At 58.6% G+C, this 23003-nt stretch carries 26 protein-coding genes; 11 read left to right on the top strand and 15 right to left on the bottom strand.

Translation table 11 applies throughout. The features are described from left to right. The first annotated feature begins 62 nt into the window (after window positions 1–62). Both AC2FLB_RS12555 and AC2FLB_RS12550 read left to right on the top strand, forming a co-directional pair. The gene (locus AC2FLB_RS12555; RefSeq protein WP_271949567.1) at window positions 63–983 is read left to right on the top strand and encodes a DnaJ C-terminal domain-containing protein; all 921 of its coding nucleotides are present in this window, start codon (window positions 63–65) and stop codon (window positions 981–983) included. Beyond that, on the top strand, window positions 980–1318 hold the full coding sequence (locus AC2FLB_RS12550) for a hypothetical protein (protein WP_281973035.1): 339 nt from the start codon (window positions 980–982) through the stop codon (window positions 1316–1318). Before AC2FLB_RS12555 ends, AC2FLB_RS12550 begins: the two co-directional genes overlap by 4 nt. Window positions 1319–1325: 7 nt before the next feature. Here AC2FLB_RS12550 and AC2FLB_RS12545 read toward each other — a convergent pair whose 3' ends face one another. The 5 genes from AC2FLB_RS12545 to AC2FLB_RS12525 all read right to left on the bottom strand — a co-directional run bounded on the left by AC2FLB_RS12545 (window position 1326) and on the right by AC2FLB_RS12525 (window position 4844). Beyond that, complete coding sequence (locus tag AC2FLB_RS12545) at window positions 1326–1949, bottom strand: cytochrome P460 family protein (protein ID WP_496692559.1); 624 nt, start codon at window positions 1947–1949, stop codon at window positions 1326–1328. Window positions 1950–2177: 228 nt separating this feature from the next. Beyond that, window positions 2178–3368: a dual-specificity RNA methyltransferase RlmN gene (gene rlmN, locus AC2FLB_RS12540; RefSeq protein ID WP_142637213.1), complete on the bottom strand. Its 1191-nt coding sequence runs from the start codon at window positions 3366–3368 to the stop codon at window positions 2178–2180. A gap of 78 nt (window positions 3369–3446) precedes the next feature. Next, window positions 3447–3824 carry a lysozyme inhibitor LprI family protein gene (locus tag AC2FLB_RS12535; protein WP_246097235.1) on the bottom strand — a complete coding sequence of 126 codons (378 nt, stop codon included), beginning with the start codon at window positions 3822–3824 and terminating at the stop codon, window positions 3447–3449. 143 nt (window positions 3825–3967) lie between these two features. Next, on the bottom strand, window positions 3968–4135 hold the full coding sequence (locus tag AC2FLB_RS12530; protein ID WP_185956689.1) for a hypothetical protein: 168 nt from the start codon (window positions 4133–4135) through the stop codon (window positions 3968–3970). Between the two features lie 175 nt (window positions 4136–4310). Beyond that, window positions 4311–4844, bottom strand: coding sequence for an invasion associated locus B family protein (locus AC2FLB_RS12525; RefSeq protein ID WP_142637215.1), 534 nt, complete (start codon window positions 4842–4844; stop codon window positions 4311–4313). A 178-nt stretch (window positions 4845–5022) separates the two neighbouring features. On the opposite strand from AC2FLB_RS12525, the gene AC2FLB_RS12520 reads away from it, so the two are divergent. Then, a complete protein-coding gene (locus tag AC2FLB_RS12520; protein WP_496677858.1) occupies window positions 5023–6021 on the top strand; it encodes an asparaginase in 999 nt (332 codons plus the stop codon). 5 nt (window positions 6022–6026) lie between these two features. Here the strand turns inward: AC2FLB_RS12520 and AC2FLB_RS12515 are convergent, their stop codons facing one another. The 4 genes from AC2FLB_RS12515 to serB are packed head-to-tail and all read right to left on the bottom strand — an operon-like array spanning window position 6027 to window position 8039. Then, window positions 6027–6347 (bottom strand): YciI family protein, encoded by a 321-nt coding sequence (locus AC2FLB_RS12515; RefSeq protein ID WP_496677859.1) that lies wholly within the window; start codon window positions 6345–6347, stop codon window positions 6027–6029. A gap of 22 nt (window positions 6348–6369) precedes the next feature. Next, a complete protein-coding gene (locus AC2FLB_RS12510) occupies window positions 6370–6798 on the bottom strand; it encodes an SRPBCC family protein (protein WP_496703253.1) in 429 nt (142 codons plus the stop codon). After that, complete coding sequence (locus AC2FLB_RS12505; RefSeq protein ID WP_282021995.1) at window positions 6786–7115, bottom strand: ArsR/SmtB family transcription factor; 330 nt, start codon at window positions 7113–7115, stop codon at window positions 6786–6788. Before AC2FLB_RS12505 ends, AC2FLB_RS12510 begins: the two co-directional genes overlap by 13 nt. Window positions 7116–7160: 45 nt before the next feature. Beyond that, complete coding sequence (serB, locus tag AC2FLB_RS12500) at window positions 7161–8039, bottom strand: phosphoserine phosphatase SerB (protein WP_282021996.1); 879 nt, start codon at window positions 8037–8039, stop codon at window positions 7161–7163. 187 nt (window positions 8040–8226) lie between these two features. Here serB and AC2FLB_RS12495 point away from each other — a divergent pair, with 187 nt between their 5' ends. After that, the gene (locus tag AC2FLB_RS12495) at window positions 8227–9744 is read left to right on the top strand and encodes a malonate--CoA ligase (protein WP_496709361.1); all 1518 of its coding nucleotides are present in this window, start codon (window positions 8227–8229) and stop codon (window positions 9742–9744) included. Here the strand turns inward: AC2FLB_RS12495 and AC2FLB_RS12490 are convergent. From AC2FLB_RS12490 to AC2FLB_RS12470, 5 genes are all read right to left on the bottom strand, one after another. Continuing rightward, window positions 9731–10468, bottom strand: coding sequence for a metallophosphoesterase family protein (locus AC2FLB_RS12490; RefSeq protein WP_282021998.1), 738 nt, complete (start codon window positions 10466–10468; stop codon window positions 9731–9733). The two genes, AC2FLB_RS12495 and AC2FLB_RS12490, sit on opposite strands and share 14 nt — an antisense overlap. Before the next feature lie 118 nt (window positions 10469–10586). Then, the gene (gene serA / locus AC2FLB_RS12485; RefSeq protein WP_496709360.1) at window positions 10587–12182 is read right to left on the bottom strand and encodes a phosphoglycerate dehydrogenase; all 1596 of its coding nucleotides are present in this window, start codon (window positions 12180–12182) and stop codon (window positions 10587–10589) included. A 65-nt stretch (window positions 12183–12247) separates the two neighbouring features. After that, a complete protein-coding gene (locus tag AC2FLB_RS12480) occupies window positions 12248–13429 on the bottom strand; it encodes a phosphoserine transaminase (RefSeq protein ID WP_496703248.1) in 1182 nt (393 codons plus the stop codon). Between the two features lie 199 nt (window positions 13430–13628). Then, window positions 13629–14723, bottom strand: a complete 1095-nt coding sequence (locus AC2FLB_RS12475; protein ID WP_496709359.1) for a Gfo/Idh/MocA family protein — start codon at window positions 14721–14723, stop codon at window positions 13629–13631. A gap of 12 nt (window positions 14724–14735) precedes the next feature. Then, entirely contained in the window at window positions 14736–15446 is a 711-nt protein-coding gene (locus tag AC2FLB_RS12470; protein ID WP_496697503.1) for a GntR family transcriptional regulator, read from the bottom strand. 107 nt (window positions 15447–15553) lie between these two features. Here AC2FLB_RS12470 and AC2FLB_RS12465 point away from each other — a divergent pair, with 107 nt between their 5' ends. Genes AC2FLB_RS12465 through AC2FLB_RS12440 form a run of 6 tightly spaced genes read left to right on the top strand, consistent with a single transcriptional unit; the run spans window position 15554 to window position 21130 of the window. After that, on the top strand, window positions 15554–16708 hold the full coding sequence (locus tag AC2FLB_RS12465) for an LLM class flavin-dependent oxidoreductase (RefSeq protein ID WP_496709358.1): 1155 nt from the start codon (window positions 15554–15556) through the stop codon (window positions 16706–16708). Next, on the top strand, window positions 16708–17598 hold the full coding sequence (locus tag AC2FLB_RS12460; protein ID WP_496692572.1) for an aldo/keto reductase: 891 nt from the start codon (window positions 16708–16710) through the stop codon (window positions 17596–17598). The genes AC2FLB_RS12465 and AC2FLB_RS12460 overlap by 1 nt, the downstream gene beginning before the upstream one ends. A gap of 20 nt (window positions 17599–17618) precedes the next feature. After that, the gene (locus AC2FLB_RS12455; protein ID WP_496709357.1) at window positions 17619–18113 is read left to right on the top strand and encodes a flavin reductase family protein; all 495 of its coding nucleotides are present in this window, start codon (window positions 17619–17621) and stop codon (window positions 18111–18113) included. A 53-nt stretch (window positions 18114–18166) separates the two neighbouring features. After that, complete coding sequence (locus AC2FLB_RS12450) at window positions 18167–18754, top strand: TRAP transporter small permease (protein ID WP_496689969.1); 588 nt, start codon at window positions 18167–18169, stop codon at window positions 18752–18754. Next, complete coding sequence (locus AC2FLB_RS12445; RefSeq protein WP_142637247.1) at window positions 18755–20044, top strand: TRAP transporter large permease; 1290 nt, start codon at window positions 18755–18757, stop codon at window positions 20042–20044. A gap of 24 nt (window positions 20045–20068) precedes the next feature. After that, window positions 20069–21130, top strand: a complete 1062-nt coding sequence (locus AC2FLB_RS12440) for a TRAP transporter substrate-binding protein (protein WP_142637250.1) — start codon at window positions 20069–20071, stop codon at window positions 21128–21130. 31 nt (window positions 21131–21161) lie between these two features. Here the strand turns inward: AC2FLB_RS12440 and AC2FLB_RS12435 are convergent, their stop codons facing one another. Then, a complete protein-coding gene (locus tag AC2FLB_RS12435; protein WP_496692579.1) occupies window positions 21162–21632 on the bottom strand; it encodes a tetratricopeptide repeat protein in 471 nt (156 codons plus the stop codon). 84 nt (window positions 21633–21716) lie between these two features. Between AC2FLB_RS12435 and AC2FLB_RS12430 the strand changes: the two genes are divergently transcribed. Further along, on the top strand, window positions 21717–22916 hold the full coding sequence (locus tag AC2FLB_RS12430) for a cytochrome-c peroxidase (protein ID WP_496709356.1): 1200 nt from the start codon (window positions 21717–21719) through the stop codon (window positions 22914–22916). The last annotated feature ends 87 nt before the right edge of the window (window positions 22917–23003 follow it).

Raw genomic sequence — 23003 nt, 5'->3', positions numbered from 1 at the left:
TGAAATCACGTGATAAAATACCTTCATCATGATCAGCCCTTCCCCCATCCATGAGAGGTGAGATGAGCGACGATCCCTATGCCGCACTTGGCGTGGCCAAAGATGCCAGCGACGCTGAAATCAAAAAAGCGTATCGGCGTATTGCCAAGGAATGCCATCCGGACTTGAAACCCGGGGACGCCGAGGCCGAAGCCAAGTTCAAGGCCGCCGCCGCGGCCTATGATCTGTTGAAAGATCCTGAGACGCGCAAACGCTATGACAATGGTGAGATTGATGCCTCGGGACAGGAACGCCCGCAACAGCAATACTATCGCGATTACGCCGAAGCCGCCGGCAACCCCTATCGCGGGCAGGCGACGGACCCGGACGACATGTCGGATATATTTGCCGAATTCATGCGGGGTCGCGGCGGATTTGGTGGGCAAGGCGGCCGCGAGTTTCACGCGCCCGGCCACAATCTGAACTTCACGCTTCAGATCAGCTTTCTGGATGCGGTATTCGGCGCCAGCCAGAAGCTGACCCTGCCGGATGGGGACCGGATCGAAGTCAAGATACCCGCAGGGATCACAAGCGGTCAGACCATTCGCCTGCGGGGCAAGGGTGCCGCTGGCTATGGTGAGGGGCCGCGCGGCGATGCGCTGGTGACAGTATCAGTCGCGGATCATCCGGTATTCGACCGTCAGGGAAATGACATTCACATCACGCTGCCCATCACGATTGATGAGGCGGTGCTGGGCGGCAAAGTGGCGGCGCCCACGATCGATGGGGGCGTAAACGTGACCGTTCCGGCCGGAACCAGCAGCGGCAGAACCCTGCGCCTGCGGGGTAAGGGCGTCAAGAAGCGCGGCTCGGCCGAACGGGGCGACCAGTTGATCGAGCTGACCATTTCAATGCCCGATCAAATCGATGATGAGTTGAGGCAATTTATGGATTCATGGCGAGAAACCCACCGCTATGACCCACGCAAAGGAATGCCGTCATGACCCGCACCCTGACCGAAGAGGAACTGATCACTGCCGTAGCCCGGCTGACTTCGACCCGATTGACAGAATATCTGGCCGCCGAAATCGTGATCCCCGAACAAACAGATCGCGGATTGGTCTATCACAGCCTCGACGTTGCCCGGCTGGAGTTGGCCTGCGAGTTGCACGACCAATACGAAATGGAGGCAGACGCAGTGTCGATGATGATTTCCCTGATCGACCAGATGCATGGGTTGCGCGCAGAACTTCGAGAGGTCCTGAACGCCGTCGCAGCGCAGCCAGATCCGGTTCGTCAGCAACTGATCAAAGTGATCGGCACCGCGAGATTTGGGTGAGAGCGGCCTAATTGTCGACCAGATACTCTTCGGGAACAAAGAATGTGTAATCTCGGTCGGCAACCGCCTCGTGGCAATCGTGGCAATACGCAACTGCGTTGGCGCGATCCCCCATCGTGTCCCCAAACAATGACCCATCCGGCATGACCATGATATAGCGCCAGTCAGCCGTAGCAGGGTTGGCGCCCTCGGCCAGTTTCTGCATGACGAACATCGCGCCGGGATGGCTTTTCCCCTCATCCGTAACGGTCACGCTGTCCTTGGCCAGCACAGACCCCACCGGAAGCTTTTCGCCTTCCGTCAGGGTTGCATAATTATACGCCATCCGGTTTGCATAGCTGTTCACAAATCGCCGACCATGGGTTTCAGATATATAGGGCGCATCGTTGTACAGCGGCCAGTTTTGGTAATTCAGAAGCAGATCCAACTGCGCTGCGGCATAGCCGCGTGCCATCCGGCGCTGCAACGAGTCATAAATTTCACGCGCGTCGTCCTTGGTCAGATCAGCCGGATTTTCGATAGCCAGATGAGCATCCTCATCATTTGACTGCGCAACAGCATCAGTTACGGCGACGGCCGCACAAGCCAAAACTAAAACAAAACTAAAGTACGGGATTTTCAATCGAAACATCATAGAGATAACCCAACTCGTAACCTGTTATGCCGCAATCGGCACACGGAGCTGAAATACAAGGTAGCCGCCGTGAACGAATTTGCCACATGCCAGCCACCGAACTCACCCTATTGTGCGCAAGTGAGCCTGGTGCATCCACACCTAGCCAATGAAACATATCAAATTTTGCATTCGATAGACAGCGCCCCAAAAATTAATTTTGTGATGCGCCGTCTATTCAGCTGCTTATCCGCGGTCGAGACCGGCCTCGGCCTCAATCTGCTTGCGCGATTTACGGGCGCGTTCGGTGGCCGATTTCAGCTGACCGCAGGCCGCCATAATGTCCTCGCCCCGCGTCTTGCGGATGGGCGAGGCATACCCGGCCTGATAGATGATATTGGCAAAAGCCCGAATACGATTGTTCGAGCTGCGCTTATACGGCGCGCCGGGCCATTCGTTGAACGGGATCAGATTGATCTTAGCCGGGATTTTGTGGCGCTTGATATGTTCGATCAGACGATGCGCATCCTCATCGCTGTCATTCACACCATCAAGCATCACGTATTCAAACGTAATCCGTTCCGAATTGGAAACCTTGGGATAGCTGGCCAAAGCCTGCAGCAACTCTTCGATATTCCAGCGTTTGTTGATCGGCACCAGCACATCGCGGACTTCATTGGTCGTCGCGTGGAACGAAATTGCCAGCAGGCAGCCAATTTCCTGCGCGGTACGCGCGATCTCGGGCACCACGCCCGATGTCGACAGGGTAATCCGGCGGCGAGACAGCGAGATACCTTCGGGGTCCATCGCGATTTTCATCGCGTCACGGACGTTCTCAAAATTGTAAAGAGGCTCGCCCATACCCATCAGAACGATGTTCGACAGCAGGCGGGTTTCGTCCTTGGGCGCTCCCGGTACCGGCCACTCGTCAAGATCATCCCGCGCCATCATCACCTGACCGACAATTTCCGCCGCCGTCAGGTTGCGCACCAGTTTCTGCGTGCCTGTATGGCAGAAGGAACAAGTCAGCGTGCAACCGACCTGAGACGAGATACACAGCGTGCCGCGATCGTCCTCGGGAATATAAACCACCTCGACCTCATGGCCGCCAGCAATACGGACCAGATACTTGCGTGTGCCATCCTCCGACACCTGTCGGGTCACAACCTCGGGGATTTCGATCACGAAATGCTCGGCCAGCTGGGTGCGATAGGCTTTGGCCAGATTGGTCATCTCGGCAAAGTCGCGCACACCCCATTGGTAAATCCACTGCCAGATCTGGCCCGTGCGCATCTTGGCCTGTTTTTCAGGCGTGCCGTGTTCGATCAGGGTTTCGCGCAGGCGATCCCGGGTCAACCCGACAAGGTTCACCTTCCCCTCCGGCAATTTGCGGGGGATGGTCATGACGTCTTGAGTGATCGGCGCTTTGGGCGACATAGGTGGGTCTCGAAGATTCTGGCTTGGAATGCGCCTCTATATAGGACTGCGCGCAAAGATCAAAAGAATTCGTCGCGCCTAATTTACAAAACGCAGCAATTCGTCAATCCGCAGGCGCCCCAATTCAATCCGGCAAGAGGTGATACCAATGCCGGTTCCCGACCCACCACCAAAAGACGCGCCGACCGCCTCGCACTGCGCATCACGATACCCGACCCAGGCGCTTTGCGCCGCCTCCATCGCAGGCGCCGCGCTTGTCCGTCCGGTCACCTCGTCCAACGCGTTGGCTGCATCCATGGCAAAGCCAAAACTATCGGTCAGCGCAGCCTCAACCCCCGCTTCCATACTGGCAACGCAAGATCCGATTTCGACTTGTGAACTTGCGTTCGTGCATTCCATTGCAGGATCCGCCACAGCCAACGTGGGGGTTAAAACAGCCATTATCACCAAACGCATGACATACTCCTCGAAGGGTCGTTAGACTAACGCGTTCAGCTTAGCACAGCGACGCCAGAGGTTACAAAAAACCGCGGGGGATCAACCCCGCGGTCATTCGAACTCCTATGCCGCCCGGACGTTTCCAGGCCAGCCGTATTGGATCACGCACCTGCTGGTGGAATAAAGCAATCCTCGGCGTCCAGCGTTTTGACCGGATCGTTTGGCCCACATTGCTCTCCCGAAACCGGGTATGTCTCAGCGGATTTATCACAAGCGCTCAGCAATACGACGGCGGTCAGCACAAACAGGCCCAAAACTTTCTTCTGCATCGATGCTTTCCTTTTCTCTCTGCTTGAACCGATTAGTTCAGTATTTCAGAGCGCGGAGCATTGACGCAGATCAAATTTATAGATGACGTTAAGTTAAGCTATGAAGGAGGGCGGTCCTATCCTGCGAAACTGGCACCACTTTGCAAGCCGGGCCACTGCCCGAGCGCTGGCGCGCTCAGTTGGTACAGCGTTTCTCGGCGTCGTCTAAAGCGGCTGTGAAGCCCAGCAATGAGAAAGTATCTTTGGTCTGAGTGCCGCGCTCGGACCGGGCGGTCAGCACTGCTTCGGTACCGCTTTTCATGGCAGCGATTACTTTTTGGTCATCACCCTCTGACGCGGGCCAGGCCCATTCGCCTTCGGTGCTGAATTCGAAGCTGTTTCCGTCGATGGATACAGATACGGTCGATCCCGCGGCAAACGGATAGCCCCCGGTGAATGAGACGCGCCCCTTCACATCGGGATCAGGTCTGAACACGACAAACAGCAGGATGTCGCTGCGCCTCACCGAAACAACGCGCCCGCCGCGCGTGTTGACGGTTTCATCCGGCGTTGCAACGCTCCAGCATTCGGTTGGGTCCTCTTCCACAAACACACTCCAGTCGGTGTTTACGGATACTCTATTGGTGCTGTCTGCCTGCTGAGCGGTTGCAGCCGTTGTCATCCCTGCCACGCACAGGCCCGCGATTACGCGGACGAGCTTTGATCCCATCTGTCCAGCCTCCTAGCTCGACCTAATACCTCATACCCACCGGAATGGCTCGCGAACCCTGACGGTTCGTCTGTAAGTTGCGTCTTCCGGTGATTGCCGACATACACACACTATCGCAAGTTTCGCCATAGGCGAAAGGGCGGTTGGCAGTTTTTTGCGCATGTTTAGGAGGGTCCCGATGACGCAGCCTGTAGCAATGACCGAACTATGGCGGGGGCCTTTACTGGAAAGCCTGCATCTGGGACATGCGGTTATCTGTGATGACACGGGTCAAATCGTGCGCAGCTGGGGCGACCCGGAGGCGATAATCTACCCCCGGTCTTCGGCCAAGATGATACAGGCCCTGCCGTTGATTACATCTGGGGCGGCCGCGAAATACGGGCTGAACAGCGAGCATCTGGCATTGGCCTGTGCCTCGCATAACGGCGCGCATATTCACACAGACAGGGTAACGTCCTGGCTGGACCATCTGGGCCTGGCTGAAACCGATTTGCGCTGTGGGCCGCAAGAGCCTCAGGATATGGCGGCGCGCGACGGGCTGATACTTGCCGACGACACGCCCTGTCAGATCCACAACAACTGCTCGGGCAAACATAGCGGGTTTTTGACGGTAGCACAGCATATGGGTGCCGGGCCGGAATATCTTGAAATCGACCACCCGGTTCAACAGGCCTGTTTGTCCGCGCTGGAAGAAACCACCGGCGAAACCAGCCCCGGCTATGGCATCGATGGCTGTTCCGCCCCGAACTTTGCCACCTCGCTGGTGGGGATGGCACGGTCGATGGCGTGGTTTGCCTCGGCGGCGGACCGGTCGGACCGGGCCAGCGATGCGGCACAACACCTGACCGCGGCGATGATCAAACATCCCGAGCTGGTGGCCGGAGAGACGCGCGCCTGTACCGAGCTGATGCGCGCCATGAACGGGCGCGCCGCGATCAAGACCGGGGCCGAGGCCGTATTCATCGCCATCATCCCTGAAAAACGCATGGGCGTCGCGCTGAAGATCACCGATGGCGCTACCCGTGCCAGCGAATGCGCCATTGCTGCCATTCTGGTCAGCCTCGGCGTACTGGAGGCCGATCACCCGGCCACCCGCACCTTTATGAACGCCACGCAATACAGCCGTCGCGGGCTTGAATGTGGCGTGATCCGACCCGCGCCGGGATTCCCCGGCTAGGGCGGCTACATCTCAATCTCGTGAATCTCGGCCACCTCGACCGAGCCTGACCCGTTCACGACCATGGGGCATCCCTTGGCCATCTCGTTGGCGGCGTCGATGCTGTCGGCTTTGATCACCGTAAAGCCGGAGACCGGGTTGGCACCGCCATTGTCGACCACACCGCCCGAACTGACGGTATAGGACTGGCCCACGGGGTTTCCGGGGATCTCCAGCGCCGGGCCCATATTCTGAAACCAGGCGCCCCAGGCGGCCATGGTCGCTTCGACCTCGGCGGGGTCCGATGGCGTGGTGCCGCCGTGATAGACAAACAGAAACTGTGGCATTTCTTTCCTCCCAGATGAAAACTTATTGCGCCAGACCGGCCAGCTTGTTCAGCGTCGAGGTCCAGCCTTTCTCGTGATTTGCGGCGATCTCGTCATCGCCCAGGTCGCGGTGATCGACGACCAGCCGCGCGCCATCGCCTGCGACTTCGATCCGCAGCGTTACATGGCTCTCGGCCCCACGCTGATCCTGATCGTCATGCCAGCCCCAGGTGAAGCCAACCGAATTGGGCGGATCGACATGGGTCACATGGCCCGAGACCTTAAAGCGCTGGCCCTCGCCATTCTCCATGACCGAATACCACGGACCAACGCGCGAAAAATCGAGAGTATGTTCGGGCACGTGCACCCCTTCGGGACCCCACCACTGCAACAGCCGTTCTGCGACACTGATCCACGCAAACAGATCCTCTGGCGGTATCGGATACGTGCGTTCCAGCTTTAGATCGGCCATGAGGTATCCCTTTCAATAGCATCGCCCAGACGATCCAGACTGCTTTCCCAGAATTGTCGTTTCGAAATGGTCCACTCCGCGATCGCGTACAGACCTTCGGGGCGGATCGAATACATCCGCTGGGTACCCTGCACCCGTTGCCGAACCAGCCCGGCCTCACGCAAAACCTTCAGGTGACGCGAGACCGCAGCACCTGACATACCGCGCCCTTCGATCAGGTCGCCTGCGGGCTGCTCTCCGTCCTGCATCAACTGTTCAACGATGGAAAACCGCGTGGCGTCGGACAAGGCGGAGAATGTGGTCAGAAGCGTACTCATGACCGCTGTTTAACATTTTTGTTAAATAAAGGGAAGCCCCGGCTTTCAGGCTTGGGCAAATTCCTGCCGCGCATAGCCCTGCAGATACAAAAGCGCGGTCAAATCGCCATGGTTGACGCGCACTTCGCATTGTTCCGCGACCGAAGGCTTTGCATGCAGCGCAACCCCGGTTCCGGCCCGGCCCAACATACCCAGATCATTTGCCCCGTCACCCACAGCGATCACATCGTTTTCGGACAGGCCCAGACGCTTGGTAATCTGTTCCAGCGCGTCGACTTTGGCCTGTCGTCCCAAAATCGGTCGCTGCACATCGCCGGTCAGCTTGCCGTTTTCGGCCAGCAGAGTGTTGGCACGGTTTTCGTCAAACCCCAATTCACTGCCCACCTTGGCAGTAAACGCCGTGAACCCGCCCGAGACCAGCGCCGCATAGCCGCCATTGGCGCGCATCGTCGCGACCAGCACCTTGCCGCCGGGCATCAGGGTGATGCGTTCGGCCAGAACCTTGCCGATCACAGCCTCATCCAACCCTTTCAGCAACCCGACCCGTTCGGTCAGCGCGCCTTCGAAATCCAATTCGCCATTCATTGCGCGGGCCGTGATGTCCTTGACGCGGTCGCCGACACCGGCCTCATCCGCCAATTCGTCGATGCATTCCTGCTGGATCATGGTGCTGTCCATATCCGCCAACAGCATCTTTTTGCGCCGCCCCTCGGCAGGCTGCACGATCAGGTCAACGCCAAGCTTCTGCAAATCACCCCAGACATCCCACTGGTTGCCCGGAAGGTCCTGCAGCGCGAACTCTGCCGCCTCATCCGGGCTGAGCCAGATGATCTCGGCCCCGCCCCAGGCATTCCGCAACGACTCGACCAGCGCCAAATCCAGCGCGCGCGTTTCGGGATTGGTCAACAGGGTGGCAACATACATAGTCTATCTCCGGCGAATTCACCTGCGATTAACGCAGATAGCCCCCGATCGCCAGAAGACAGTTTGTCCGCAGCAACCTCTGGCACATCATGCGGACAGAACGGCGACCGATTGCGCCATTCAGGGCTTTACCAGCACGCCATTCCAAGACAGATTCGCCGGGACTGGACAGAAAGGACCTTGGTAGATGGGCAACCCGCTTTACGATCGCTTGTTTGGCATACACGCGGGCAAAGAGACGCCTTTCCTGCATCTGCCCAACGGTCAGGTGCTGACCCATTCTGAATTCTTGGACATGGCCTCTCGGTTGGCCAATACCCTAGTCGGCTTTGAGCTCGAACCCGGACAACGCGTTGCGGTTCAGGTGGAAAAGTCGCCCGAAGCGCTTGCGCTGTTTGCTGCTTGTGTGCAGACCGGTCTGGTTTTTCTGCCACTCAACACTGCCTATACGGTCAGCGAACTGAGCTATTTCATCGAAAACAGCGGCGCTGCGCTGGTGGTCTGCGATGATGTAAATAAGGCTGGACTGGCACCCGTCGCCGCCGCCCAGAAGGCACGACTTGAAACGCTAAACGCTGATGGATCCGGCAGCCTGATGCGGCGTGCGCTGGGTATGCTGCCTGCTTTCGAGCCGGTCAACCGCACCGAGGATGATCTGGCCGCCTTCCTGTACACGTCCGGCACGACCGGCCGATCCAAGGGCGCGATGTTGTCACAGGCCAATCTGCTGTCGAATGCCGAAACATTGGTACGGGAATGGCGGTTTACCGACGATGACGTGTTGCTGCATGCTCTGCCAATCTTTCACACTCATGGGCTGTTCGTGGCAACCAACGTGGTACTGGCTTCGGGCGGGTCGATGATCTTTCTGCCGAAATTCGATCAGGATGAGGTACTGCGGCATTTGCCTGATGCAACCGCGATGATGGGGGTTCCGACCTTCTACACCCGTCTGTTGGATGACGACCGGTTCACCGGCGATCTGGCACGTCATATGCGGCTGTTCATCTCGGGCTCGGCCCCAATGCTGGCCGAAACGCATCAGCAGTTTGAAGCCCGCACCGGGCACCGCATTCTTGAACGCTACGGTATGACCGAGACCAACATGAACACCTCGAACCCCTATGACGGTGAACGCCGCGCCGGATCCGTGGGGTTCCCCTTGCCGGGCGTTGAGCTCAAAGTGACCGACTCTGAGACGGGTGAAACCTTGCCACAGGGCGAAATCGGCATGATCGAGGTGCGTGGCCCCAACGTCTTTCAGGGCTATTGGGAAATGCCCGAGAAGACCGCAGCAGAGTTGCGCGAGGACGGGTTCTTTATCACCGGCGACCTTGGACGTGTGGACGCGGACGGCTATGTCCATATCGTCGGACGCGGCAAGGACCTGATCATCTCGGGCGGGTACAACATCTATCCCAAAGAGGTCGAACTGGTGCTGGACGACCAGCTCGGTGTTCTGGAAAGCGCAGTTATCGGCGTGCCCCATCCGGATTTCGGCGAAACCGTGTTAGGCCTGTTGGTAGCCGATCCAAACAAGTCGCCCGACCTCGAGGCCATCATGGCAAGCGCACAGACCCAACTGGCGAGATTCAAACATCCCCGCAAGCTGATAGTGCTGAACGAATTGCCGCGCAATACGATGGGCAAAGTGCAAAAAAACGCGCTACGCGAAGCTTACAAAGACCTGTTTACCGAAGACTAGGTCTCAGCGGCGCGCGCCCCTGTGCGGTCAGCAACCAGCAATCACGGCCCTCGAACACGGCAGTGGCCAACGGATGACCATAGCCCGCGCCCGCATCCAAATTGATCCGATTGCCGCAATGTTCCGCCGCATCCACAGGGGTGTGACCATGCACGATCAGCCAGGGGTGCGGGCCAGATTCAACCAAAAATTCCTGCCGTATCCAAACCAGGTCATCTTCGGATTGCTGCGACAGTGGAAGACCGGGCCTGATGCCAGCGTGGACGAACAGCAGCTCATCCTCTTGATGGTAAACTGGCAAAGCGTTGATGAAATCCAGATGTGCTGGCGGTACGGCGGCACAGGCCCGTTCATGGACCTGATAGATGCGGTCATTGTCCGTGACTTCCACCCCGTAGGAGGCCAGCGTTTCCCGACCACCCAGCCGTGGGTTCAGCCAGCTCAGCGTGACGGGTAGTTGCTTATCTGCAATTTCGCGCTCTTGCACGAAGCGAGCCATCATACGGTCGTGGTTGCCCTTGACCATGACCCAGTTGCGCCCCGCCTTTTGGCCTTCGATCAGCAGGTCCAGCACGGCGCGGCTGTTCGGGCCCCGGTCGACATAGTCACCCAGAAACACAATCTTTGCATCTGGCCCGCCATCGGCCTCGATCCGCGACAGCGCAACCTGCAGCATGCCGAGCTGGCCGTGGATGTCACCGATTGCATAAATTGGCGAGGACATGGAAAACCCTAAATCAACAGGAACACCCTGCTTGTGACGCGTCTTGGCGACCGGGAAAAGGAAATACCCACGCCTTGGAAGACGCGGGTATGAAGTGTCTCAGATATTCAACACCGCCTCAGGCAACGTCGAACTCCAGCGGTTTGATTTGCGTGAACAGGCCGGTTTCGGCCAGCTTTGCCCGCGCCTCGGCTGGTACGGGTTCATCAACATACAGCAGCGCAATCGCTTCGCCGCCCGCTTCGGACCGGCCAAGGGTAAAGTTGGCGATGTTCACATTGCTTTCGCCCATGGTCTGGCCCAACGCACCGATGATACCCGGGACATCCTCGTTGGTGGTGTACAGCATATGCGCGCCGACCTCGGCGTCGATATTGATGCCTTTGATCTGGATGAAGCGGGGTTTGCCGTCGCTGAACACCGTGCCACCGATGGAACGCTCGCGCTTTTCGGTCACGACAGTAACCTTGATGTACCCCTCGAAGGCACCCGATTTATCCTGATTGGTGGTCGAGATCTTGATGCCACGCTCTTTGGCTACCACAGGGGCAGAGACCATGTTCACCTCGGGGTTGAACTTTTTCATGATCCCGGCCACGGCCGAACAGTTCAGAGCCGCAAGGTTCATCTCAGCCGCGACACCGTCATAGAGAATGTTGATCGCCTTGATCGGCTCATCCGTCATTTGACCGATGAAGCTGCCCAGATGTCCGGCCAGTTTGATCCACGGCCCCATAACCTTGGCTTCTTCGGCGGTGACGGACGGCATGTTCAGCGCGTTTTCCACCGCGCCGGTCAGCAGATAGTTCGAGATCTGCTCGGCCACCTGCAGCGCCACGTTTTCCTGCGCCTCGGTCGTGGCGGCACCCAAATGCGGGGTACAGACGACATTGGGCAGGTTGAACAGCGCGTTGTCCTTGGCCGGTTCTTCGCTGAACACGTCAAAGGCGGCACCGGCAACGTGACCGGATTGCAGAGCCTCGGCCAGCGCCTCTTCATCGACCAAACCGCCACGGGCGCAGTTGACGATACGCACGCCCGGTTTGGTCTTGGCCAGATTCTCGCGGCTCAGGATGTTGCGAGTCTGATCGGTCAGCGGCACATGCAAGGTGATGAAATCGGCACGGGACAGCAGTTCGTCCAGCTCAACCTTTTCAACACCCATCTTGGCGGCCTTCTCTTCACCCAGATAAGGGTCATAGGCGACAACCTTCATTTTCAGGCCCAGGGCACGTTCGCAGACGATCCCGCCGATATTGCCCGCACCAATGACGCCCAAGGTCTTGTTGGTCAGCTCGATCCCCATGAACTTGGACTTTTCCCATTTGCCCGCATGGGTCGAAGTACTGGCCTCGGGGATCTGCCGCGCCACGGCGAACATCATCGCAATCGCGTGCTCGGCTGTGGTGATCATGTTGCCAAAGGGCGTGTTCATCACGATGACGCCCTTCTTGCTGGCGGCATCCTTGTCGACATTGTCGGTGCCGATGCCGGCGCGACCTATGACTTTCAGCTTGTCCGCATGTTCCAGCAAGGTCGGCGTGACCTTGGTGGCCGAGCGGATGGCAAGACCGTCATACTGGCCAATCACTTCGGCCAGTTTATCTTTGTCCTTGCCCAGATCGGGCATGAAATCCACGTCGATGCCGCGGTCGCGGAAAATCTGAACAGCGGTTTCACTGAGTTTGTCAGAAACGAGTACTTTGGGAGCCATGTCTGTGGTCCTTGAATGTAATGAGATGTCCGGGCCTGAGGCGGCCCGGTGAAGATTGGGAAAGATCAGGCGGCTTCAGTTTGCGCTGCGAGCTCAGCCTCGAAGGCCCAGGCTAGCCAGGGCAACATCGCTTCGATATCCGATGTTTCGACTGTGCCGCCGCACCAGATACGCAGACCCGCAGGTGCGTCGCGATAAGCCCCGATATCCAACGCGATATTCTCGGCCTCCAACCGCTTTGCAACGGCCTTGGCGAAGGCTGCGCCGTCCCGAATGCGCGCATCGGTGAATTTCAGACAGACAGACGTATTCGACTGCGTCGCCGGGTCGTCAGCCAGGTTGGCGATCCAGTCATTCTGCTCGCAGAACGCATGCACCGCACCGGCATTCGCATCGGCCCGGCCAATCAATCCCTGCAGACCACCAACCGAGCGCGCCCAGTCCAATGCAAACAGATAGTCCTCAACCGCCAGCATCGACGGGGTGTTGATCGTGGCGCCAGAAAAGATACCATCGATCAGCTTACCGCCCTTGGTCAGGCGGAAAATCTTGGGCAATGGCCATGCGGGGGTATAGCTTTCCAGCCGCTCCACAGCGCGCGGGGAAAGGATCAGCATCCCATGCGCCGCCTCTCCGCCCAGAACTTTCTGCCAGCTAAACGTGGTCACATCCAACTTGTCCCACGGCAGGTCCATCGCGAAGGCCGCCGAAGTCGCATCGCAGATCGTCAAACCCTGACGGTCATCCGCAATCCAGTCACCGTTTGGCACCCGCACGCCCGAAGTCGTGCCGTTCCATGTAAAGACCACGTCATGGAAGAAGTCGACCGAGGCCAGATCGATGATCTGCCCATAATCGGCTGTTTTCACTTCGGCGTCGATTTTTAGCTGCTTGACCACATCCGTGATCCATCCCGAGCCAAAGCTTTCCCAGGCCAGCATCTCGACCTTGCGTTCACCCAACAGCGACCACAGCGCCATCTCAACCGCGCCGGTGTCAGACGCGGGAACGATGCCGATCTTGTAATCTGCTGGAATGCCCAGCACTTCACGCGTACCTTCGATGGCCGCTTTCAGCTTGTCCTTGCCAACAGCAGCGCGATGCGAACGGCCAAGCGCTGCGTCAGCCAGTTTGGTCAGGTCAAATGTGGGGGGTTTGGCGCAGGGCCCCGAGGAAAAGCGCGGATTTGCCGGCCGCGTTTCAGGTTTGCGCACGGCGTCATTCGATGCCGGTTGTTCGATAGTCATGTGTATTACCCTTCCAGATACACGCCCCTCGTTGGGGAGGGGTGTCCCACGGACAGAGCTAGGGTGCAGACGCAGCATCAACAAGCGAAAAAGACTCATTAGAAATCAAAAACGACAGGTTTTTATGCGCAAGTTGGGGGAGCGCGTTTCCGATAGGCGCAATTTCGTCACCGGCTCAGCGCATCGTCCTTGTTGCCTATCAGGTCAACCGAACGGCTTCACCCGTTGCCAGCGCCTGTTGTGCCGCCAACCCCATACGAACGGCCCACAGACCATCCTGCAGCGTCACATCCGGCGCGGCGCGCTCGCCTCGAACAAGCGCAAGGAACCCCTGATGCTGGTAATAGGTCGAGCCATTGTGATCCCCGGCGGCCAGCAAGCGCGGGTCAACGGGGATGTCTTGTGACACCGGCCCTTTTGGATTACGCGGGCTGACAATGACCTGCGGCACCGGCGGGTCACCCAGATGATCGGGCCAAAAGCGCCCCGGCCCCGGCACCAGCGCCTCGATCTTGGCCTGCGGTCCTGTGGCCGAGATTTCCTCTTGGTACCGCGATCCTTCGGCGAACATGCACAGTTCCAGCATCGCCCGCGTGCCGTTGGCGAAATCAACCAGAACATAACCGTGATCCAGAATATCCGGCATTTCCCCATCATAGCTTTCGTCCAGATGGTTTACCGCCTGCCCACCGCTGGCGGTGATCCGCACCGGATCGGACCCAAGGATCAGCCGCATCAGGTCGAAGAAATGGCAGCATTTCTCGACAAATGTGCCGCCGGTATTGCGGTTGAACCGGTTCCAGTTGCCGACCTTTTCCAGAAAGGGAAATCGATGTTCCCGGATCGTCAGCATCTGCACCCCGCCGGTGGATTGGAGCCCTTTGATCAAAGCAGCAATCGGAGGCATATAGCGATATTCCATCGCCACCCAGATTGGATGGGGATAGTCACGCTGCACCGTTTCCAGCCGCGCTGCATCCTGCGGATCGGTAAAAAGCGGCTTTTCCACCAACAGGGGCAGTGGGCGCATCGCCGCGATGTCGCAGATTTGATCTACATGCAGGTGGTTCGGGCTGGCGATAACCAGGCAATCCAGATCCTCGATCGCCAAAAGATCCGCTACTGATCCCACCATCTCGGCCTCCGGTGCAATCTCTTGCGCGGCGCGGGCCATCTGCGGGTCGGGCTCATAGATCGCCGCCACCCGCGTGCCATCCAGCAGAGCGATATTGTGCAGGTGCTCCTGCCCCATCATGCCGCATCCGATCAGCCCGTAATTGATGGTCCGGGTCATGCGCGTTTCCTTTTACTTCAAGCGTTGAACATAGGTGGCCCGATCCGGATCGAACCAAGTTTTAGAGAATTCGACGGGTTCGGCCTGTTCTGACCAGCTGAACCGCTCGATATACCCGACCGTCTGCCCGACGGGCTTGGTGAAGCCCGTCGGTGTCCAATCGGGCAGCACCGCGATTGAAACCCTGTCTTCAGCCCGCGTGATCCAGAACCCCAACTGCTGCTGATAATAGCGATACAGCGAGTCCGACAGCAGGTCGCCGTCGATCAAACCCACTGATTCGTCGAGCCATATCTCTTCGACCGCGATGATTGTGTCATTCAAATAGCGCATCCGGCGCACGCGCGACCCCGTGGCCGCGGCTCCGAAACCGGGCAGATTGGCAGGCTTTTCCAGATGATCGACCGACAGGATATCCGCACTTGGCAAACCGCCCCCTTCGGGCAGCTCAAGCCGGAACATCGCATAGACGCTGTTCTGCGTTCCGGTCTCACGGATGTAATTGCCCGAGCCCTGAATACGTTCCAACATCCCTTTTTTCTCAAGCTCGGACAGCGATTTTCGCAGGGTCCCGACCGAGACATTCAGGTCCGCCGCCATGTCCCGTTCCGGCGGCAGGCGCTCACCGTCAATCAGACGGCCGGCCGCAATATCGCGGATCAGCAGTTCTGCAATCTGAACATATATCGGAAGGGCATTGGGGTTTCGGCTTGTGGGGGGCACGTCGGGGCGCTTCGATTGGTCACAGGAAAAATTGATACACTATTGATCTACATCAATGTGATTGCTACGCAAGAGAAAAAGCAAATCCATTGCGGAGACCGACTCAGATGACGATCGTCCCAATCACCTCCCCCGATCTGAATGCGGCCGAGGTCTCGTGGTTTTCGGCTCTGTGTTCGGATGACTATCAGTTTCTGGGGATGCCCGATGGCGATCTGCGGTCCAGCTGGGACCACTGTTCCACCATCGTGAAAGAGGCCGAGGCACAGGGGTTTCGCAACATCCTGTGCCCGTCATCCTATCAGGTCGGTCAGGACACGCTCAGCTTTGTTGCTGGATGCGCACCGATCACCGACAAGATCAACCTGCTGGCCGCGGTGCGTTGCGGTGAAATGCAGCCCATCATGCTGGCCCGCACCATCGCGACGCTGGATCACATGTTGCAGGGGCGCTTGACGGTCAACATCATCTCGTCCGATTTCCCTGGCGAAAAGGCAGACAGCGCGTTCCGTTATCAACGCTCGCGCGAAGTCGTCGAAATCCTGAAACAGGCTTGGACGCGGGATGAGATCAACCATGCGGGCGAGGTCTATAATTTCTCGGGCTTGACCACCGATCCAACCAAACCCTATCAGACCGGCGGACCGCTGTTGTATTTCGGCGGCTATTCCCCATCTGCGCTCGAACTGTGCGGAGAGCATTGCGATGTCTACCTGATGTGGCCAGAAACCAAGGATCAACTGGCCGGGCGGATGCAGGCGGTTCATGCGGTAGCCGAGAATTACAACCGGACACTGGATTACGGCTTGCGCGTTCACATGATCGTTCGCGACACCGAGGCCGAAGCGCAAGAATACGCGGATTACATCGTATCCAAGCTGGACGACGAATACGGTCGCGCCATCCGCGAACGGGCGCTGGATTCCACCTCGCTGGGTGTGGCGCATCAGGCCAAAAACCGCGATCTGGCGGATGAATACGGCTATGTCGAACCTGGTCTCTGGACAGGCGTGGGCCGGGCGCGGTCTGGCTGCGGCGCAGCGCTTGTGGGCTCCACCGATCAAGTCATGACCAAGATTGAAGACTATCAAAAGATGGGCATCCGCGCCTTCATCTTCTCGGGCTATCCACATCTGGACGAGGCCCGCCATTTCGGTGCCCGCGTGATGCCCAACCTGAAAACCTGCTCGCTGCCCGAGGAATACGGACGCGTGCCCAAAACCACCCCGGCCACCCCGCTGGGCAACGGAGTTCGCCGCTAATGCAACGTGTAAAGCTTTCAGACACGCTGGAAATGAGCCGCCTGGTATACGGAATGTGGCGCTTGGGTGATGACAGTGACACCTCGGCGGATCATGTCGAAGCCAAGATACAAGCCTGCCTGGATCAGGGCATCACCACATTCGATCAGGCCGACATCTATGGCGGTTACGCGGCCGAGGCGGTTTTGGGCAACGCCTTGCGCGCCAACCCGGCGCTGCGCGCGCGGATGGAGATCGTCACCAAATGCGACATCGTTGCGCCGATGGGCCGATACGCGGATGCGAAGGTAAAATATTATGACACATCGCGCGCGCATATCCTGAAATCGGTTGAAACCTCTCTGACCGAGATGGCAATCGACCATGTCGACCTGCTACTGATCCACCGCCCTGATCCCTTCATGGACCACCATGAGACCGGCGCAGCGCTGGACGAGGTCGTGGCCAGCGGCAAGGTGGGCGCGGTTGGCGTATCGAATTTCCGCCCGTGGGACTGGACCCTTCTGCAATCAGCTATGAAGACCCAACTGGTCACCAACCAGATCGAGATCTCGCTGGGCGAAATCCGCCCCTTCACCAATGGCGACTTGGCGTTTCATCAACAGCATGGGCAGCCGGTGATGGCGTGGTCGCCGCTGGGCGGCGGACTGCTGATGGCCGGGAACCCTCCGGTCGGCGTGGTCGCGGATGAGATCGCCGCCGAATTCGGAGTGGACCGGGCCGCAGTGGCCGTGGCCTTCCTTCTGGCACATCCTGCAGGCATCCTGCCGGTGCTGGGCACCAACAATCTGGGTCGGATCAAACAGATTTCGGACGCCTTGAAAGTCAATCTGGATCGCGAGAGTTGGTACCGCCTTTATGAGGCGGCACTGGGCCATGAGGTACCATGATGAATGCAATGTCACAGGACATGAACCATACTTTCATCCCACACAAGGATGACATCCGAACCCTGCGCGATGCGTTTGGCCGCTTTGCCACCGGAGTTACCATCGTCACCTGCAACAGCACGGACGGTCCGGTCTGCATCACTGCCAACAGTTTTTCGTCCCTGTCGCTGGACCCGCCCCTGATCATGTGGGCCGGCGACCGCAACTCGCGCCGCTTCCCCTATTTCCACAAGGCGCGCCATTTCAGCGTTCATGTACTGTCCTCTGAACAGGCCGAGCTGTGTTTCGGCTGCTCGAAAAACGCCTTTGCGTTGCGGGACATCGCCCATGGGCATTGCTCGAATGGCACCCCTCTGCTGCCGGATTGTCTGGCACGGTTTGAATGTGAACAACACGCTTATCACGACGCAGGCGATCATGTGATCGTGGTGGGCAAAGTCCTGAAGGCCAGCATAAGCGATGGAGACGCGCTGACCTTCTATGCCGGAAAACTCGGCCAATTCGCGCAGTCCTAAGCGCGCTCTGACGACTGCGGGACAAACCCGCGGCTGACATAGGGAGGAAACGCATGGGCGGACTGGCAACGATGCTGGCGCCGATTGCATTCGTGAACGAAACCGTGCTGCGATTGGGCCGCGCGGTTGGCGTCGTTGCGATTGCATTCATGGTGACCGCAATCCTGATTCAGGTATTCTTCCGATATGTGCTAGGCAACGCACTGCCCTGGCCGGATGAGGCCGCCCGGTTCTGCATGCTCTGGATGACGGGTCTGATGGCCCCGACCGCATTTCGCCGCGGCGGGTTCGTGGCCATCGACATGGTGCCCCTGATGCTTCCGCGCGTATTGGGACAGATACTGATGCTCGCGCTGCTGTTCGTGTCACTGGCGGTGCTGCTGGTGGCGGTTAAGATCGGCTGGTCCGAAGTGACCGGGTTCGGGGGCAAATTCGCAACCGCCGCATTGTATATTCCCACCTCATTTGGCTTTGACGAATGGTACCGCGTCCCGCGCAGCTGGATGATGGCCTCGCTGCTGGTGGGGGTGGCCCTTCTGATCGTAGTAAATGTTGAGCTGATCCTGCGCGCGATTGTCTCGCTATTGGGGGGCGCAGACCTGCTGCCTGAAATTGCCGACGCACCGGTGGGGGCTGAATAGATGTTGATTTGGTTCCTGCCCACCTTCCTTGTCTTTCTGATGATCGGCCTGCCGGTCTTTTTCGCCCTTTTGGCCGCCCCGGGTATCCTGCTGTGGCTGAATGGCCAATCCAATGACATCACCCTGCTGTACCGCAATGTCTATAACGGCATGGACAGCTTTCCCCTGATGGCAATCCCTTTCTTCATGCTGGCCGGAGAGCTAATGAACCGCGGCGGGATAACCATCCGTCTGGTGGAATTCAGCCAAGCCTTGATGGGCCATTTTCGCGGCGGGTTGGCGCATGTGAACGTGCTCAGCTCGATCCTGTTTGCGGGACTTTCAGGCTCTGCCGTGGCGGATACATCAGCGCTGGGTTCAATGCTGATCCCGGCGATGGAGAAGCAGGGCTATACCCGCAAATTTGCCGCGGCAATCACGGCGGCCAGTTCCGTCATAGGCCCGATCATCCCGCCTTCTGGCATCATGATCATCTATGCCTATGTCATGGGCGAAAGCGTTGCGGCGCTGTTTCTGGCCGGGATCGTGCCGGGCGTAATGGTTGGCGTTGGCCTGATGCTGATGATCAAATTCATGGCCGACAAGTATGATTTTCCCGTTGCCAGCCGCAAATACACATGGGGTGAACGGGGTCAGGCCAGCCTCAAGGCGTTCTTTCCACTGCTGACTCCGGTGATCATTCTGGGTGGTATTCTGGGCGGTATCTTTACACCGACCGAAGCCGCAGCGGTGGCCGTCGGCTATGCCTTTCTGATCGGCTTTTTCATCCTGCGCACCCTGACGCTCAAAGAAGTGCCCGAGATCCTCAGCAATGCCGGCCTGACCTCTGCCGTCGTTCTGCTGCTGGTGGGGGCGGCGATGGCGTTCAAAACCGTGGTCAGCCTCAGCCATGCGCCAGAACAGCTGGCCTCGCTGATCCTCAGCCTGTCGGAAAACCCGCTGATCCTGCTGTTTCTGATCAACCTGCTCTTGTTCGTTGTCGGCATGTTTCTGGATGCCGGGCCTGCGATCATCATTCTTGGGCCGATCCTAGGACCGATCTTTACCAGCCTCGGCGTCGACCCGATCCACTTTGCCATCATCATGAGCGTCAACCTGACCGTTGGTCTGGCCACACCGCCCATGGGGCTGGTGCTGTTCGTGGCCGCCGCCGTGTCGCGCGAAAAGGTTGAAACCATTGCCAAGGCGATCCTGCCGTTTCTGGCCGTCGAAATCATCGTGATCTTTCTGATCACCTACATCCCCGCATTATCCATGACGATCCCGAGGATAACGGGATTTGCCAACTAACTGAGTTCCACAGGGAGGAAACGCATGCTCAGAACCTTTATCAAAACCGCAGCGGTGGCCACGTCGCTGGTCGCCGCATCAGCCATCGCGGCCACGGCAGCGGATTATACGCTGCGCGCCACGGCCAACTCGAACGAAAATGACGAGGATTATGACGGTCTGATCGTTTTCAAGAACTATGTCGAAGCCGCTTCGAACGGCGCGATCGAGGTCGAGCTGTTCATCGGTACGCAGCTGTGTTCGAACGGCGCGGAATGCCTGCAGGGTGTGGCCGATGGAACCATCGACATCTATATCTCGACCTCGGGCGGGGCGTCAGGCATCTTTCCCTATGTCCAGGTCCTCGACCTACCCTACCTGATGGCGGATGACCGGATTGCCGAGCACGTTCTATCCGGCGATTTCACCCGCACCATGCGCGACATGGCGCTTGAGGATTCCGGCGGCGCGATCCGTCTGATGACCATCGGCAACACTGGTGGCTGGCGCAACTTTGCCAACACCCAGCGTCGCGTGGCTGAACCAGCTGATATGGAAGGGTTGAAAATCCGCACCGTGGTCGCTGACCTGCCACAAGAGCTGGTTAAAGCCTTGGGTGCATCGCCCACCCCGATCCCGTGGCCGGAACTGTTCACCAGCTTTCAAACCGGTGTGGTTGAAGGCTCCAAGAACGGCATCACCGACATCATGGGCATGAAATTCCCCGATGCAGGCCTGCAATATGTCACCCTGGACGGCCATGCCTATATGGGCGCTCTGTGGTGGATGAATAACGCCAAGTTCCAGGAGATGCCCGAAGACATGCGCCGTGTCGTGGTCGATGGGTTCTATGCGCTGCAGCAGGCCACCTTTGCCTCACCCAAGCGCAAGTCGATCCAGGCCTATGAGGATTTTGTCGCCGGTGGCGGTGATCTGTACGTGCCGACCCCCGAGCAGAAAGCCGCGTTCAAAGAGGCGGCAACCCCGGTCTACGAGTGGTTCCAAACCAACGTCGGTCGTGGTGATGAGGTCTTCACCGCGCTCACCGAAGCCGTTGCAGCGGCCGAGGCAGACGTCAACGCATCGCGTGACGCGGACCTGAACTAAGCCATTTTGGGTCGGGCGTTTGGCCCGACCCTCACCGAAACGGGTACATCCACCCTTTATAGTCGTTGACCAGAACATGGGCTCTTTCAATCTGCTCCGGCGACATTTTCTTGACCACTTCCTCAAGGCTGATTGCCGCGTCGGGATCGCCGCCAATGGCGCTGAGCGTGTACCACATGTAAGCCCGCACAAGATCGGGCGCAGGCATGCCCAGACCCAGTTCGTAATACCAGCCGATCCCCGATTGTGCGCCCGGATGCCCCTTCATCGATGCGCGCAGATACCATTCAAAGGCCCGTTCATAATCCTGCTCGACTCCAAGACCCAACCCGTACATCACGCCGATCAATTCCTCGGCCTCGGCATTGCCGGATCGGGCGGCGGGCAGCAGTTCCTCGCGCGCGGCCTCGAACGCGCCGGCCTCCATCATGTCACGCGCCTGTTCCAGCTCGGCCAGCGCAGGGGTCGCAAGCATACACAGGGCAAATATAATCTGGCGCATGGGATTGCTTTCCTTTTCGCCGGCGCAGCCGCAGCGCAAGAGCTGCCACGCCCGCTGACCGATGATGATTTCCTGTCCTTTGATATGGAACAGGCCGCCATCGGTCATCAACTGTTTTACGATCCAATCCTGTCGGGCAATCAAAACATCGCCTGCGCCCATTGCCACCATCCCGATTTCGGAACATCCGACGGCCTGTCGCTGGGTATTGGCGAAGGCGGTCAGGGGTTAGGCCCCGATCGCACGCCGGGCACTGGGTCCGACAAAATCCGCAAGCGTATTCCCCGAAATTCGCCCGGCCTTTGGAACCTCGGGGCGAAGGACATCCATACTGTTTTCCATGACGGACGACTGAGTATCTCGGATGTCTATGGCAACGGCTTCAACTCTCCGGCGCAGGAATGGTTGCCCGCGGGATTGAATTCTCTGCTGGCCGCGCAGGCGCTGTTTCCAATGACATCCCAGTTTGAGATGGCAGGAAATGTGGCTGAAAACGAAGTGACCGGCGCGGTACATGACCGGATAGACAAGGGCTGGCCGATTCTGGCGAAACGCGTCCGTACCGACCCGCGATACGGCCCCGCCATGACCCGCGCTTTTGATGAGATCGAAACGCCTGAAGACATCACCATCACCCAGATCGCCAATGCTCTGGCCGCTTTCATGGCCATCGAATGGCGCAGCACCGACAGCCCGTTTGATCAATATCTGGCTGGGAACACCGATGCTCTGACACCAACCCAAAAGTCCGGGATGGCCCTGTTCTACGGCAAGGCGCGCTGTGCCACCTGTCACTCTGGCCCGCTATTGTCGGATCAGAAGTTCCACGCGCTGGCCCTTCCGCCCTTTGGCCCCGGTCGCACCCGGCAATGGGACCCCAACGTGCGGGACGTAGGGCGCATGGGCGAAAGCGACCAGCTAGAGGATGCGTATCGCTTTCGCACCCCCATGCTGCGCAATGTCGCCCTAACCGCGCCTTATGGCCATAACGGAGCCTTTCCTGACCTCGACAGCATCATTCGCCATCATCTGAACCCGCAGGACAGCCTTGCGCATTGGACTCCCGAGATGGCCGCCTTGCCCAAAGTCCCGTGGCTGCAACAGGTTGATTTTGCGGTGTGGAACGATCGGTTCGAACTGGCGCGACAGCGTCGTCAGGTCGACATCATCCCGATGGAGCTATCAGACGTCGAGACCAGCGAGTTAGTGGCCTTCCTGAACGCCCTGACGGGCACAAGCGTGGACACGCCGCCATTTGGCGTGCCCAAGGGGTTCGAACCCTGATATCAGCCTCTTACTCTGCGGCTTCTTCGTAAGCGTCCATTGGTGGGCATGTGCAGATGAGGTTTCGGTCTCCGTATGCGTTGTCGA

The sequence above is a fragment of the Ruegeria sp. CDSA236 genome, assembly GCF_059611285.1.
Note: the sequence above shows the minus strand (reverse complement) of the source record. Positions and strands in the feature narration are given on the sequence as shown.